14 protein-coding genes are annotated in these 15,069 nt (G+C 63.6%); 6 read left to right on the forward strand and 8 right to left on the reverse strand.

The window, feature by feature from the left end:
- Positions 1 to 101: 101 nt before the first annotated feature.
- Positions 102 to 671, forward strand: coding sequence for a NifU family protein (locus NLY42_RS04320; protein WP_023685140.1), 570 nt, complete (start codon positions 102 to 104; stop codon positions 669 to 671).
- A gap of 182 nt (positions 672 to 853) precedes the next feature.
- Here NLY42_RS04320 and NLY42_RS04325 read toward each other — a convergent pair whose 3' ends face one another.
- Positions 854 to 1,471, reverse strand: coding sequence for a L,D-transpeptidase (locus tag NLY42_RS04325; RefSeq protein ID WP_023692663.1), 618 nt, complete (start codon positions 1,469 to 1,471; stop codon positions 854 to 856).
- A 238-nt stretch (positions 1,472 to 1,709) separates the two neighbouring features.
- Here NLY42_RS04325 and cueR point away from each other — a divergent pair, with 238 nt between their 5' ends.
- Positions 1,710 to 2,126 carry a Cu(I)-responsive transcriptional regulator gene (gene cueR / locus NLY42_RS04330; RefSeq protein ID WP_023672853.1) on the forward strand — a complete coding sequence of 139 codons (417 nt, stop codon included), beginning with the start codon at positions 1,710 to 1,712 and terminating at the stop codon, positions 2,124 to 2,126.
- 381 nt (positions 2,127 to 2,507) lie between these two features.
- On the opposite strand, the gene NLY42_RS04335 is transcribed toward cueR, so the two are convergent.
- A complete protein-coding gene (locus NLY42_RS04335; protein WP_023807719.1) occupies positions 2,508 to 2,828 on the reverse strand; it encodes a hypothetical protein in 321 nt (106 codons plus the stop codon).
- Between the two features lie 163 nt (positions 2,829 to 2,991).
- On the opposite strand from NLY42_RS04335, the gene NLY42_RS04340 reads away from it, so the two are divergent.
- The gene (locus tag NLY42_RS04340) at positions 2,992 to 3,162 is read left to right on the forward strand and encodes a hypothetical protein (protein ID WP_023685143.1); all 171 of its coding nucleotides are present in this window, start codon (positions 2,992 to 2,994) and stop codon (positions 3,160 to 3,162) included.
- Between the two features lie 563 nt (positions 3,163 to 3,725).
- Complete coding sequence (locus NLY42_RS04345; RefSeq protein ID WP_023692665.1) at positions 3,726 to 4,226, forward strand: MmcB family DNA repair protein; 501 nt, start codon at positions 3,726 to 3,728, stop codon at positions 4,224 to 4,226.
- Between the two features lie 53 nt (positions 4,227 to 4,279).
- On the opposite strand, the gene nhaA is transcribed toward NLY42_RS04345, so the two are convergent.
- The 6 genes from nhaA to NLY42_RS04375 form a co-directional block, all read right to left on the reverse strand.
- Entirely contained in the window at positions 4,280 to 5,467 is a 1,188-nt protein-coding gene (nhaA, locus tag NLY42_RS04350; RefSeq protein WP_031244911.1) for a Na+/H+ antiporter NhaA, read from the reverse strand.
- Between the two features lie 328 nt (positions 5,468 to 5,795).
- Complete coding sequence (locus NLY42_RS04355; RefSeq protein WP_023826017.1) at positions 5,796 to 6,986, reverse strand: integrase core domain-containing protein; 1,191 nt, start codon at positions 6,984 to 6,986, stop codon at positions 5,796 to 5,798.
- A 175-nt stretch (positions 6,987 to 7,161) separates the two neighbouring features.
- A complete protein-coding gene (locus tag NLY42_RS04360) occupies positions 7,162 to 7,725 on the reverse strand; it encodes an ActR/PrrA/RegA family redox response regulator transcription factor (protein ID WP_023672848.1) in 564 nt (187 codons plus the stop codon).
- A gap of 87 nt (positions 7,726 to 7,812) precedes the next feature.
- On the reverse strand, positions 7,813 to 9,138 hold the full coding sequence (locus NLY42_RS04365; RefSeq protein ID WP_023738116.1) for an ActS/PrrB/RegB family redox-sensitive histidine kinase: 1,326 nt from the start codon (positions 9,136 to 9,138) through the stop codon (positions 7,813 to 7,815).
- Positions 9,139 to 9,170: 32 nt separating this feature from the next.
- Complete coding sequence (hrpB, locus tag NLY42_RS04370) at positions 9,171 to 11,633, reverse strand: ATP-dependent helicase HrpB (protein WP_286487869.1); 2,463 nt, start codon at positions 11,631 to 11,633, stop codon at positions 9,171 to 9,173.
- Between the two features lie 77 nt (positions 11,634 to 11,710).
- A complete protein-coding gene (locus NLY42_RS04375) occupies positions 11,711 to 12,601 on the reverse strand; it encodes a DMT family transporter (protein ID WP_023694178.1) in 891 nt (296 codons plus the stop codon).
- A 26-nt stretch (positions 12,602 to 12,627) separates the two neighbouring features.
- On the opposite strand from NLY42_RS04375, the gene NLY42_RS04380 reads away from it, so the two are divergent.
- Both NLY42_RS04380 and NLY42_RS04385 read left to right on the forward strand, forming a co-directional pair.
- Positions 12,628 to 13,326 carry a PIG-L deacetylase family protein gene (locus NLY42_RS04380; RefSeq protein ID WP_023715560.1) on the forward strand — a complete coding sequence of 233 codons (699 nt, stop codon included), beginning with the start codon at positions 12,628 to 12,630 and terminating at the stop codon, positions 13,324 to 13,326.
- A 255-nt stretch (positions 13,327 to 13,581) separates the two neighbouring features.
- On the forward strand, positions 13,582 to 14,913 hold the full coding sequence (locus NLY42_RS04385) for an ABC transporter substrate-binding protein (protein ID WP_023755609.1): 1,332 nt from the start codon (positions 13,582 to 13,584) through the stop codon (positions 14,911 to 14,913).
- Positions 14,914 to 15,069: the final 156 nt, after the last annotated feature.

The following is a 15,069-nucleotide window of genomic DNA, read 5'->3' on the forward strand; positions in this document are numbered from 1 at the left end:
GCCAGCCATTTTGAGCGATGCGTTTCGCTTGAATGTACAGCCGATTGAGCCTATTTAGAACTATTCCAAACTAGCTGCCCGACTGGGGCACGGAGACGGCCATGTTCATCCAGACCGAATCGACGCCGAACCCGGCAACGCTGAAGTTCCTGCCCGGCAAGGAAGTGCTTGTCGAAGGCACCGCCGATTTCCGCGACGCCGACAGTGCAGCCAGCGCCTCGCCGCTGGCCGGCCGCCTGTTCGAGATCCCCGGCGTGACCGGCGTCTTCTTCGGCTATGACTTCATCACCGTGACCAAGGACGGCCCGGACTGGCAGCACCTGAAGCCGGCCATCCTCGGCGCCATCATGGAGCATTTCATGTCGGGCGCGCCCGTCATGGTCAACGCCGGCCCCGCCGCCGAGACCAGCCAGACCGGCGAATTCTACGACAAGGCCGATGAGCAACTGGTCATCACCATCAAGGAATTGCTCGACACCAGGGTGCGCCCGGCGGTTGCCCAGGATGGCGGCGACATCACCTTCCGCGGCTTCGAGAACGGCACCGTGTTCCTGCACATGAAGGGCGCCTGCGCCGGCTGCCCGTCCTCGACGGCGACGCTGAAGCACGGCATCCAGAACCTGCTCCGCCACTTCGTGCCGGAAGTACAGCAGGTCGAGCAGGTCTCCTAAGACCCCTTCACGCATTCGAGCGAGCAACAAAAAACCGGGCCAGATTGCCCGGTTTTCTGTTTTGGACGTCCGTTGTTGCCTAGACGGTCCGCGTACGAAGGGTAACGCCTATCTTGACCATGATCTTCCCGAAAACCGGTTCCACTTTTCGCTTTCGTGGACCTCGGTTCCGGATCAAGGTCCTACATCACGATGACCTTGGCGCCGACCGACGTGCGGTCGTAGAGGTCGATGATGTCCTGGTTCATCAGCCGGATGCAGCCTGACGACATCGCCTTGCCGATCGAATTCCATTCCGGACTGCCGTGCAGGCGGTAGCCCATGTCGCCGCCCTTGTTGAACAGATACATGGCGCGCGCGCCGAGCGGGTTCTTCAAGCCCGGCTCCATGCCGCTCGCGAACTTCGCGAGCTCCGGCTGGCGCTGGATCATCTGCCGCGGCGGCGTCCAGGTCGGCCATTCGCGCTTCAGCGCGATATGGGCGGTGCCGTGCCATTCAAAGCCTTCGCGGCCGACGCCGATGCCGTAGCGGATCGCCCGGCCGTCGCCTTCGACGAAGTAGAGAAACTTGTTCTGGGTATCGACGACGATGGTGCCCGGCTTTTCCGAGGTGTCGTAGTTCACCTCTTGCCGGTGGTACTTCAGCGGCACCCTCTCGATCGGGATGCGCGGCAGTTGGTAGCCTGCATCGTTCACCGAACCGTAGTTGTTGGTGAACAGTTGCGAGCCGATCGTGCTGCAACCCGAGATCGCGGCCGACAACGCAAGTGCGGCGACGATTGCAAATGACTTCATGCGCATGAAATGGTCCGATGCCCCGCCAAGATGTCGCGACACGTTACGGCCGCTTTTCCTGAAATCATTCATGCTGGCATTTGCTTTGCTTGCCAAGCGCGCGATGCCTATATGCAGGAGCTTACGTGCCGGTAAGCCGGCAACTATGGCATTTCGGCAACAGGACTCACGGGATTGTGAAGGAAAAACAATGGTCGGTCCTGTCGGATAGCCTAGAATCAGGGAACCACATCCAGGAATCACAATGAATGTAGGCGATGCCGCGGCGCGGTCCGGCCTGCCGGCCAAGACCATCCGCTACTATGAAGAGATCGGCCTGATCGCCCCGGCGCGCGCCGGCAATGGCTATCGCGATTATTCCAGCGACGACATCCATCGGCTGGCCTTCCTGCGCCGCGCTCGCAACCTCGGCTTTTCAATCGACGATTGCCGGCAGCTGATGGCGCTCTACCGGGACCGCAGCCGCGCCAGCCACGATGTGCGCGAGATTGCCGCCGCCCATGTGAGCGCCATCGAGGAAAAGGTGCGCGAGCTGCAGTCGATGCGCACGACCTTGCAGACGCTGATCCAGGCCTGCCATGGTGACGACCGGCCGGATTGCCCGATTTTGGATGACATTGCGGGGGCTGCGCAGGCCGCAGACAGGCGGGCCACGGTTTGAAGCACGGGCGCCGGGATAGACTGGGCGCCGGACGCGCAAGAAAAACCTCCAAAGGTCTATATCTCATTTGGCTAAAATTACGGAACGTCCAATGGACAAGAACGGAACCAAAGCGGTTACATCAGACCTTTGCGCTCACGACGTAAGACTTTAGTCCGGCCGATTTATAGCTAAGAACGGAAGTCGATCGGCACGACATAGGGCCGCTGCGGATCAATACCAGACTGCACCCAGACTAATATGGTGCGATCGCGGAAGACGCTCGGACCAAGCCGTCACCCAGGTTTGTCAACCGAATAATCGTCTGATGAGGCGCGCGGATGCTGGGGTCAAAATCCGAAAGCGACCGCCACCTTCAGACCGAACGAGTAAGAAGCAGACCTAGCTTGAGGTAGGTTCAAACTCTTCTCTGACTTCCTTCCAGAGCAAAAACTTGAATGGCCACGCTCTGAGATAGGGGATCAGCTTCTCTCGCGGCAGAGCCGCAAAAAGAAGGGTGGTCAGAACTGAAAACATACAGGACAGAAACGCCACAAAAGCTATCGGCATCATCAATACCGCAGTGAAGCCACCGACAATATGCGGCCAAGTACCCTTCTCAGCTACGATTCCCGCGCTAGCAAGAAGGCCAATCCCCAGCAAGATTAGGCCTATCGTGCCCAACGATACGAGCAGCGCGGTGAGTGCGGTTCTACGCTTCATATGCTTTGCCTCCCGGTAGCTTATCTCAAGCATAGCGGGGATCAATCCGCAGGGCGCGTTGTAAAGTATATAGTCGCCCTGCGAAAGGCGATTGTATGGTTGACAAACCCTTGCTCACGACCTTGGCCCTGCTAGTCTCGCGCTTGGGTTTGGGGGTCAAGACATGAATGCCGTTGAGTTTATCGACAAGGTTCTAACGCCGCTCGGTGGCGGGCTTGGGGTCCTGCTGGCATGCCGGTTTTCACCGCAACTTCGTGCGCAGGTCAGGCCTGGTCTGGAATTAGTGATGGCAGTTATTGTCGTGCTGATCCTGGGAGCCATCAAATGGCTCTAGGAGCTACCCAGCCGTAGGGAAGTTACCAATTTCGGAACCAAATTCCGCCTAACGCTTACGAGTCGTCGTTTCGTATACGGCTTGGTCATTTACAAGGTTTCGTATGCATCCGCCCTGATAGCCGCCAGTCGGAACGCGCTATACTGGTGCGGCGTGGCGTGCAACGGCTGTTGCGGGACATGGGCCCTCTGCATAACTGGCCCACGCTTGCCGCGGCGATAACAGGCCCTGACTGCCTCGATTTTTGATGATATGGCGGGCTTAGGCCGGGCGAAGACAAGGCCGCTTCGGGCAGTGACATAAGCGGCCGGACCTCGCTCATCCGAGACTTCAGGACCTTTTCGGCCATCCCGCTTCTCACAAACGCGGAGATGACACCGATCAGAGATTCGATCCAACGCAGTATTGTCCGCAGTACTTCCCATAGCGCCTGGCCCATGACGTGACATGCCTCTCGGATCATCAACCGTAGCAGGATTATATTCCTATCTGGCCGAATTTGTCAATCGGAGTTTGCCCAACATGGGTTCAAACCGTGAACAAAATCTGGCATGGTGGGTGCCATGCCGATCATTTCGCCGATTCCCCTCAATCCCCTCATCGACGGCCGCCAGTCGGAACGCGCCATGCTGGTGCGGCGCGGCGTGCAGAGGCTGTTGATGCAAATGGGCATGCATGTGCTGCCCGAACTGTCGCTGGCCACCGGGCGGCGCGCCGACCTTGTGGCGCTGACCCGGCAGGGCGATATCTGGATCATCGAGGTCAAATCCTCGATCGAGGATTTCCGCGTCGACCGCAAATGGCCTGACTACCGGCTGCACTCCGACCGCTTCTTCTTCGCCACCCATCCGGGCGTGCCATCGGAGATCTTCCCCGAGGAATGCGGCTTCATCCTCTCCGACGGCTACGGCGCCGAGATTCTGCGCGATGCGCCCGAGCACCGGATGGCGGCGGCAACGCGCAAGGCGCTGATGCTGCGCATCGCACGGGCGGGTGCGGCGCGGCTGCTGGCGGCGGAACTGGCGGGTGTGGCGGTGCCGGCGCTGGCGGGGGAGAGCGAGTAGACGAAGCTCAAGTTCCTCGCCCCGCTTTGCGGGGGCGAGGAACCCAAGAACACCTACTCCACCACCTCCTCCACCCCTGCCGCCGGCGCCATCAGGAGCACGGCGGCACCCAGCAGCGCTGCAACGAAGGACCCCGCCAGGATGCCGACCTTGACGGCGTCCTGCAGCCACATGTCGTTGGCGAAGGCGAGCAGGCCGATGAACAGGCTCATGGTGAAGCCGATGCCGCAGAGCAGCGAAATGCCGATCATGTGCAGCCAGCCGGCATTGACCGGCAGGTCGGCGAAGCCGAGCCGGATCGCCAGCGCCGAGGAGCCGAAGACGCCGGCCAGCTTGCCCAGCACCAGGCCGGCGGCAACGCCGAGCGTCAGCGGCTCGACCAGGGCAGAGGCGCTGAGGCCGGCCAGCGACACGCCGGCATTGGCAAAGCCGAAAATCGGGATGACGAAGAACGGCACGATCTTGTGCAGGCCGTGCTCCAACCGGTGCAGCGGCGAATGGTCGAGATCGTGCCCGCTGCCGGGAGAAGTTTTCAGCGGAATGGTGAGCGCCACCGCCACGCCGGCCAGCGTCGCATGCACACCCGATTTCAGCACGAGCACCCACAGCACGGCGCCGAGCACGAGGTAGGGCGTCAGCCTCGTCACCCGCATGCGGTTGAGCACGATGAGCACCGCGATGACGGCGAAGGCCGCACCGAGATAGGCCAGCGACAGGCCGCTTGTGTAGAAGATGGCGATGATGATGACGGCGCCGAGATCGTCGATGATGGCGAGCGCGGTGAGAAAGATCTTGAGCGACGCCGGCACGCGGTTGCCGAGCAGCGACAGTACGCCGAGCGCAAAGGCGATGTCGGTGGCGGTCGGGATCGCCCAGCCGGAGAGCGCGGCGGCGTTGTTGCGGTTGATGGCGACATAGACGAGTGCGGGAACCAGCATGCCGCCGGCGGCAGCGACGCCCGGCAGCACGCGGCGCGGCCAGGTCGAGAGCTGACCGTCGAGCATCTCGCGCTTGATCTCGAGGCCGACCAGCAGGAAGAACACCGCCATCAGCCCATCATTGATCCAGTGCGACACGCTGAGCGGGCCGAGATAGGCGTGGAGAGCGGCGAAATAGGTTTCGGCCAATGGTGAATTGGCGACGATCAGCGCAAGGGCTGCCGCAACCATCAGGATGATGCCGCCCGCCGCCTCGCCGTCGAGGAATTCGCGAAGGATGGATTTCGGCTGCTTGTCGCGCATGTGTGCTCCGTTGCCGGGTTTTCCGGCGGCGTTATTGCCGATGATGGGCAAAGGTCGATGGCACGGCAAGCGCAACTGTTTCCAGCGTTGGCGCCGCCCCTCATTGTCCTGCCGGACGCTCGTCATTCGAAAAGCCAAGCAGTTGGCTTTTCGTCCGCTTCGCGGACCATTCCTCAACTCCCCACATAGCGACGGGGAGAAAGAGGCAGCTTCAGCCTCGCCGTCGTCTCCTGCAACGCCGGCGATTGGCGAAACCGGCGATGAGAGCTGTCCAGCCGATAGATGGGTAACACTTTGAACCGGATACATAGGTGACACTTCTCTCCCCCTATGCGTCCGCCGCAGCGCCAAGCGGATTGGTTGGCGCGGCGCTGCGGCGGACAAGCTTCATGTGCCGTGTGTCGATGATGCCGAGCGGGTGGGCATGGAATGAGAGTGTCCATTGTCCGTCTTCGGTCTCCAACGCAGCGACCGGTTCGCCCGCCAGCGCTTGCGAGACATATATGAAGCCGCCATTCCATCGGATCTCGCCATTGTGGCGCACGCGGCGGACCGAGGCCTCGGCCGGATAGACGGGCTCGGGTGGTGTCCTGGGCATGGCGCGCTGTGAGGACCGGTAGTGCTGGGCGGGCGTATCCATGCCCAGCGCCTCATGGGGACGTTCCTCATTGTAGCTGTGGCGGAAGGTCTCGAAGGCCTGGCCCTGTGCCGTTCGGTCGGCTTCCGGTGCCTCGGCCATCGGCAGCATGGTCAGGTGAAAGCGCTCGTGACGTCCGTTCTGCTGTGGCCTGCCGGGTGCGATCCGCTCCAGGGTGATGCCGAGCTTGATGAAGCGCACGACAAGCGGCGTCAGCCCGGTGACGCCGGCCGATGCGAAGGGCGGGCCATTGTCGCTTCTGAAGCGATCCGGCAGGCCATGCTCTTCAAACAGCCGTTCGAACACCGGCCAGGCTTCGCTATCGGCCGTCGACCCCGTCGCTTCGAGCGCCAGAAGATAGCGGCTCGACGCATCCATCACCGTCAAGGGTTCGCAACGCCAGCCGTCGCGGGTCCGGAACCAGCCCTTGTGATCGCCAGTCCACACCGCGTTCGGTTCTTGCGGCTGTGGCCAGGGTCCATTGCCGCAGGCCCGCAGGCGGGGTCGCTTGCGGGCGCGGACAAGCCCATGCCGCGCAAGGATCGCGCCGACCGTCGAGGCTGAAGGCCACATGAACTCGGGAGCCGTGCGCCTGAGCCGTGCCACGATCTTCTTTGGACCCCAGAGCGGATGCAGCTCCTTGGCCGCCACAATCCGCTCAACCAGATCCTGAGCTGTCGCACGGCCATGATTGAGCGGGGCTCGCGGCAGGTCGTGCAAACCCTCAGGCCCAAACGTCCGATAGCGTCCTAGCCATTTGTAGCCGTTCTTGCGTGAGATCCCGTAGGCCGCACAAAGCGCAACCATCGTCTCATCCCCAGAAAGACACTCCACAACAAACCGTAGCCGCTCGTCCATGATGCCAGTCTCTCGCCAAACCATCGCCGGTCCTCCGGCGGACAAGAAAACTGTCACCCATGCTATCGGTCCATTCTGTTACCTATCTATCCGGTTCGGACAGAGCGCCCCTCTCCCCGTCTCTATACGGGGAGAGGATGCCGGCAGGCAGGTGAGGGGCAGCGCTGAGGTTCGGCAATTGGCGGCCGGCGCCGGAACCTCAGCGTGGTGCGCGCTTGGCGAGTATGCGCTGCAGCGTGCGGCGATGCATGTTGAGCCGGCGCGCGGTTTCCGACACGTTGCGGTCGCACATTTCGTAGACGCGCTGGATGTGTTCCCAGCGCACGCGGTCGGCCGACATCGGATTTTCCGGGGGGGCGGCGCGCTCGCCGGCGGTGCGGGTGAGCGCTGCAAACACGTCGTCGGCGTCAGCCGGCTTCGACAGATAGTCGATGGCGCCGAGCTTCACCGCGGTCACCGCGGTGGCGATGTTGCCGTAGCCGGTGAGGATGACGGTGCGGGCATCGTCGCGCTTCTCGCGGATGGCGGCGACGACGTCGAGGCCGTTGCCGTCGCCAAGCCGCATGTCGACCACCGCATAGGCCGGCGGGTGGGCGCGCGCCTTGGCCACCGCCTCCTCGACGCTCTCGGCCGTCTCGACCACGAAACCCCTGGTTTCCATGGCGCGGGCCAGCCGCGTCAGGAACGGCTTGTCGTCGTCAACGATGAGCAGCGAGGTGTCCTCGCCTTCAACCATTGCGCCAATTGCTTCTTCGCCAGTCATTATCTTAAAAAATCCTGCTGCCTTTAATTTTACGCAGATATAGTTCCTGAACGCCATTGTCCAATTTTGCCGCCTCCGCCAAGGCTTTTACGCGGTGTCGAACATCGAGATCCCCACCGATTCCGGGTTGAGGAAGACGGTGCGGGGCCACGATATCTGCACGATGGCGCCTTCGCCCAGTCCGCTCGAATTGCGGAAATCGAGCGTGGCGCCGGAGCGTTCGAGCAAGGTCTTGGCTATGAACAGCCCGAGACCCAGGCCACCGCCGGCCTCGTTGCCCTGGCGCGTCGACATATAGGGCTCGCCGATGCGGTCGATGATTTCGGGCGGAAAGCCCGGCCCGTCATCGATGATCGAGAAGGTGACGTCGAGTTCGTCCCAGCTCCATCGCACCGTCACACTGTTGCGGGCGAAGTCGACGGCGTTCTCGACCAGATTGCCGAGGCCGTAGATGACGCCGGGGTTGCGTCGTCCCACCGGTTCGGGGCCGACGCGCTCGCCCGGCCGAAGCTTGATCGAGATGCCGAAATCGCGGTGCGGCGCCGTCACCTCCTCGACCAGCGAGGTCAGCGGCAGACGCGACAGATGCGCCTCACCCTCGGAGGACAGGCTGGTCAGCCGCTTAAGGATCTCGCGGCAGCGCTCGCTCTGCGACCGCAACAGCTTCACATCCTCACCATATTTCGGATCGTTACCCAGCGCCTTCTCCATTTCCTTGGAGACAAGGGCGATGGTGGCGAGCGGCGTGCCGAGTTCGTGCGCGGCGGCGGCGGCGAGGCCATCGAGCGCCGACAGATGCTGCTCGCGCTGCAACACCAGTTCGGTGGCGGCAAGCGCATTGGCGAGCAGGCGGGCTTCCTCGGCGACGCGGAAGGCATAGATGGCGGTGAAGGCGATCGAGGAAAACACCGCCATCCATATGCCGGCGACATAGATGAACGGCATGGGCAGCGGCGCGCCCTCATACCATGGCAGCGGCTGGTGGAAGAAGACCAGCAACGTGGCCGCCGCCATGACCAGCGCGCCGAGCACCGCAGTCAGCCGCAGCGGCAGCGACGCCGCCGAGATGACGACGGGCACGGTCATCAGCACCGAGAACGGGTTGGTGAGGCCGCCAGTCAAATAGAGCAGGCCGGCAAGCTGCAGGCTGTCGAAGGTCAGGATGAAAAAGGCTGAGAACGGGGTCAGCCGGTGCGCTGCCGGATAGCGGAAGGTCAGCACCAGGTTGAGCCAGGCCGAGCAGGCGACCAGCGCGAAGCAGAGGCTGACCGGCAGCGGGAATTTGAGCCCATAGGCGACGACCAGCACCGCCAGGCTCTGGCCCACGATGGCCAGCCAGCGCAGCCGGATCAGCGTGTTGAGGCGCAGCCGCTGGCTTTGCTGGAAGTCTGGCGCGTGCACGATGTTGATCATGGCCAAGGATTATAGCCGGGAAAGGACGAGCGCTAGGTCCCTCGCGGTTTGGCGCGGGCGGTGGCTGCAGCGAGCAGCGGATTTTCGGGCCAGACATGGCGGGGATAGCGGCCGCGCATGTCGGTGCGCACATCGGCCCAGGAGCCGCGCCAGAAGCCGGGCAGGTCGCGCGTCGTCTGGATCAGCCGGTGCGCCGGCGACAACAGCTCGAGCGTCAGCGGCACGGTGCCGTTGGCGATTGCCGGATGGCGGTCAAGGCCGAACAGTTCCTGCACGCGGATCGCCAGCACCGGCCATTCGCCGTCATAGCGGATCGGCACATGGCTGCCGGACGGCGCGTCGAAATGGGTCGGCGCCAGTGTGCCGATCTTGCGCTGCAAATCATGCGGCACCAGCGCCATCAGGCCCGACGACAGCGTGCCGGGGTCGATGGCGGCGAAGGACGCCTTGCCCGACAGGAACGGCAGCAGCCAGTCGTCGAGGCGTTCGAGCAGGGCGGCTTCCGAAACATCGGGCCAGGGCGCGCCGAGGCCGCGATGCAGCCAGCCTAGGCGCTGGCGCAGCGTCTCGCCGTCCTTGCCCCATTCCAGCAGCGACAGGCCGTGCTCGCGCAAGGCATCCAGGATGGCGCGGTCGGCGTCTGTTCCAGTTGGTGCGGGCAGCATGCGCTCCGACAAAGTGATGGCGCCGAGCCTGGCGGTCTCGCGCACGCGCACCGCGCGCCGCTCGCGGTCGAAGCTTGTCTCGCGGCGCGTCTCGATCCTGTCGGAGAGTGCGGCGCGGATGTCGGCCTCGTCAACGGCTGCCGCCGCCGTGATGCGGGCATTTTGCGCCTTACCATGCAGATCGGCGACGACCAGCCAGGTCTCACCGGCCAGCGGATCGGCGGCGTCGAGCATGGCGCCGGAGCCGTTGGCGAGCACGAAACGCCCGCGCTCGCCCCGCGCTCTGGCGACACGGTCCGGCCAGGCGTGGATGAGGAGAAGACCGGCAGAAGCGGCTTCGCTGCTCTTGGAGCCGCCCGCCTGCTTCCCCAATCGCCCGGCAAGCTGCCTTGCCGCAACGGCGCGCGGCGACTTTTCGGTGCGGAAGCGCATCAGGCGCCATTCGAGGTCGGCGCCGTCGCCGCCGAGACCACGCTCGGTGAGCAGGACGGCTAGCATCGCAGCTTCGAGCGCGTGGCCGCCGCCAGCGGCTTCAGCGACCATGTGTGCGAGGCGCACGGGCAGCGCCAGCTTGCGCATCGCGCCGCCCGCCTCCGTCAGCCGGCCGGCCGCGTCGATGGCGTGCAGCGCCAGGAGCAGGGCCTGCGCCTCGTTGAGCGCGGGAATGGGCGGCGGATCGAGGAAGGACAGGCTTGCGGGATCGGCGACGCCGAAGGCGGCGCAATCGAGCAGCAGGGCGGACAGGTCGGCTTCGAGAATCTCGGGTGGGGTGAAGGCGGGAAGGGCCGCCGTCTGCTCGGCCCGCCAGAGGCGGATGGCGACGCCTGGCTGTGTACGCCCGGCGCGGCCGGCGCGCTGATCGGCGGACGCCCTGGAAACGCGCACCGTCTCCAGCCGGGTCAGACCGCTTGCCGGCTCGTAGCGCGGCAGCCTCGACAGGCCGGAATCGATGACGACGCGCACGCCGTCGATGGTGATCGAGGTCTCGGCGATCGACGTCGCCAGCACCACCTTGCGGCGGCCCGGCAGCGCCGGTTTGATGGCGGCATCCTGCGCCCTGTTGTCGAGCTGGCCGTAGAGCGGCACGATGTCGGTGTCGGCGCCGAGCCGGCCCTGCAGCCGCTCGGCGGTGCGCTCGATCTCGCGCTGTCCCGGCAGGAAGGCGAGCACGCTGCCGCTCTCGCCGGCAAGAGCGGAGCGGATCGCCTTGGCCATGGCGTCTTCGATGGGAACGCCGGCTGGCCGCTCGTCGTATCTGACATCTACTGGGAACGCACGGCCTTGGCTTTCGATCACCGGGGCGCCGGACAGGAGTTTCGCGACGCGCGCGCCATCGAGCGTTGCCGACATCACCAGCAGCCGCAAATCCGGCCGCAGCGCGCCCTGCACGTCGAGCGCCAGCGCCAGGCCGAAATCGCCGTCGAGCGAGCGCTCGTGGAATTCGTCGAAAATCACCGCCGAGACGCCGGGCAGCTCGGGATCGTCTAGGATCATGCGCGCCAGGACGCCTTCGGTGACGACCAGGATTTTTGTCCGGGCCGATGTGCGGTTTTCCATGCGCATGGCATAGCCGACAGTGGCGCCGGGCTCTTCATCAAGCAATTGGGCCATGCGGCGGGCGGCGGCGCGGGCGGCGAGCCGGCGCGGTTCGAGCAGGACGATCTTGCCGGCGACCAGCCAGGGCGCATCGAGCAGCGCCAGCGGCACCAGCGTCGTCTTGCCGGCGCCGGGCGGCGCCACCAGGACGGCGCTGTTCTGCCTAGTCAGCGCTTCGCCAAGCGCCGGCAGCACGGCGGTAACAGGAAGCTCCGGCAGGGTTCTTTTGCTCATCGTCTCAACGGTATGCAGCCAGGTGACCGCATATCAGCCGCGGATGCCGCCGCGCAACCTCGCGCGTTGCGGCCAGTTCAAAGCCTCGTGCGCGCAAACGGGTTCCAGCGCACCGTGCCCAGCCGCACCTCCTCGCGCACCATGGTGAGCAGGCCGGACGCGCCAACGACGGCCAAGCCGACCAGCGATATCCAGTCCGGATACTCCTGGAAGAACAACGCACCGAGGATCACCGCCCAGACGATCTGCGAATAATGCGTCGGCGCGATGCGGTTGGCCGGTGCGTATTTGGCGGCCAGCAACTGCAGCAATTGGCCGCCGGCGGTAAAGGCGCCGCCCAGCACCAGCCACAGCAGCTGCATGGCGTTGGGGAGGGTGAACGATGTGGCGATGGTGCCGGCCCCGTTGAACAGCAGCCCGTAACCGATGAGCACGCCGAGCATGGTGGTGCGCTTTTCCTGCTGGGCGAGCGACCGCATCAGGATGACGCTGGCCGCGGCAAGGAAGGCCACCGTGAAGGCGGCAAGGTGTCCGAGATGCAACTCGCGAAAACCTGGCCGCACCACCAGCATGACACCTGCAAAGCCGGCAACCACCGCCAGCCAGCGCCATGGACCGACCTTTTCTTTCAGGATGACGGTCGAGAGAATGGTAACGCAAAGCGGCGCCAGGAAGATCAGTGCATAGGTCTCGGCCAGCGGAATGGTGGTGAAGGCGTAGACGCTGAGCACGCCCGAGGCGATGCCGGCCCAGGCGCGGGCCTGCACCGCCCATGGCCGCCCGGTGCGCCAGAAGTCGCGCCAGCGCTCATCGACTGGGCGGCTGAAAAACAGGAAGCAGCCGGCAAACAGCGTGATGAAGAAGCCGATCTCGAAGACGGTGAACTGTCCGCCAAGGCTCTTGATAACGGCATCGCTGCACGAATAGCTTGCATAGGCGATGAGGGCGAGCAGGATTCCGTTCGTCACGTTTTTCCATTTCCGGGGAGAGTGCAGTGAAGGTATTGGCGCTCGGCGCGCATCCCGACGACATCGAGATATTCATGTTCGGTACGCTGGCTGCCTATGCCACGCAAGGCGCAGAACTGACTTTTGCCGTGGCCACGGATGGCGCCAGGGGCGGCATGGGCGACCCGAGCGTTTTGGCTCGTGTCCGCCGCGACGAGGCGGCGGCCGCTGCGGCGCTGCTCGGCGCAACCCTTCGCTTTCTCGACTTTCCCGACGGCGAACTGGTGGCTGATGCGGCACTGATCGCTTCGCTGAAAGCGCTGATACGCGAGACCGCGGCGGATCTGGTTATCACGCATGCCCCCAACGACTATCACGCCGACCATCGTGCTTTGTCGGACGGCGTGCGCATCGCGGCCTCGTTCGGCGTCCCCGTGCTGCATGCCGACACGATGGGCGGCACCGGCTTTGCGCCGACGCATTACGTCGACATTTCCGCCTACGGCGATATCAAGACGCAGGCGATCCGAGCGCACCAATCGCAGTGGCCGGAGCAATATGTCGACAGAGCGCGCGTTCAGAATGAGTTTCGCGCCGGGCAATGCAACAGCGTTCCCGGCTCCCTGGCCGAGGCCTTCCGATTCGAGCCGACATTTCCCTTCGCCGACATCCGCGCGCTGCTGCCGCCCGCGCCCCCTGTCCGGCCGGTGACGCCGCAGACGAAAATTATAGGCGACCCCGGCTAAGCAACTTCCGGGCGAGCCGTCCGGCAAATCATTTCCCAACGATTTCAATCGCCGTTTGGCCATGTTGCGGCGCAGCGACGAATTCGCTTGCCTTGTTTAGTAAAAATTGCATTATTAAACAAATTACTAAACATCTGCGGCGCACCGCGCCGCCCTGGCGACGCATAGCGCGCCGTGTTTAGCCCCTCGGAGGAGCGAGGGTTGAGGGGTTCTTGAAACGGCCATCCGGGCGCGTTTCGCAAATGGGAGGAAGGCATGAAATCGAGCTTGAAACTGGCGTTGGGGCTGGCTTCGGCGATTACCGCGTCGACAGCCGTCTCGAACGCCGCGCACGCTGAAGACCTGACGCTTTGCTGGGCCGCCTGGGATCCGGCAAACGCGCTGGTCGAACTGTCCAAGGATTTTACCAAGGAAACCGGCATCGGCATGAAATTCGAATTCGTGCCGTGGACCAACTATGCCGACCGCTTCCTCAACGAGCTCAACTCGCACGGCAAACTGTGCGACCTGATCATCGGCGACAGCCAGTGGATCGGCGGCTCGGCCGAGAACGGCCACTACGTCAAGCTGAACGACTTCTTCGACAAGGAGAAGATCAGCATGGACGACTTCGTGCCGGCAACAGTCGTCGGCTATTCCGAATGGCCGAAGAACACGCCGAACTACTGGGCGCTGCCGGCCATGGGCGACGTCGTCGGCTGGACCTACCGTAAGGATTGGTTCTCCAAGCCGGAGCTGCAGAAGGAATTCAAGGAAAAATATGGCTGGGATCTCGGCCCGCCGACCACCTTCGACCAACTGAAGCAGGTCGCCGAGTTCTTCCAGAAGCGCGAGATCGACGGCAAGACCGTCTATGGCGCTTCGATCTACACCGAGCGTGGCTCGGAAGGCATCACCATGGGCGCCATGGACGTGCTCTACAGCTACGGCTTCCAGTATGAAAACCCCAAGAAGCCCTACGAGATGGAAGGCTTCGTCAATTCGCCAGACGCGGTCAAAGGCCTGGAGTTCTACAAGTCGCTCTACGATTGCTGCACGCCTCCGGGTGCCTCGAACAGCTATATGGGCGAAGGCGTCGACGCCTTCAAATCCGGTCAGGTGGCCATGCACATGAACTTCGCCTTCACCTGGCCCGGCCTGCAGAAGGACGAGAATGTCGGCGGTGACAAGATCGGCTACTTCGTCAATCCGAAGGGTCCCGGCAGCGCCCAGTTTGCGCAGCTTGGCGGCCAGGGCATTTCGGTCGTGTCCTATTCAGACAAGCAGGAATCGGCGCTGAAATACATCAAGTGGTTCGCCAACAAGGATGTGCAGGCCAAATGGTGGTCGCTCGGCGGCTATTCCTGCCTGAACGCGGTGGTCAAGGACCCGGCCTTCCCGTCCAGCCAGCCCTATGCACAGACCTTCCTCGACTCGATGGCGATCGTGAAGGACTTCTGGGCCGAGCCGAGCTACGCACCGCTGCTGCAGGCGTCGCAGAAGCGCTTCCACGACTATGTCGTTGCCGGCCAGGGTTCGGCCAAGGACGCGCTTGACGGCCTGGTCAAGGACTGGACGCAAGTGTTCCAGGACGACGGCAAGATGTAACCGGACCAACGGCTCCTCCCGAGCCTGACCCCAGAGGCGGATGATTTTCAGGCCGAATCGATCAGAAATCATCCGCCTCAGGGCTAAAAAGAGAGAGAGCATGATGTCGTCCGAAAACCGCTTCACACTTTTCGGCATCATGCTCTTGGTCCCGTG

Origin of the sequence: Mesorhizobium sp. C372A, assembly GCF_030323245.1 — a bacterium.
GTDB lineage: Bacteria > Pseudomonadota > Alphaproteobacteria > Rhizobiales > Rhizobiaceae > Mesorhizobium.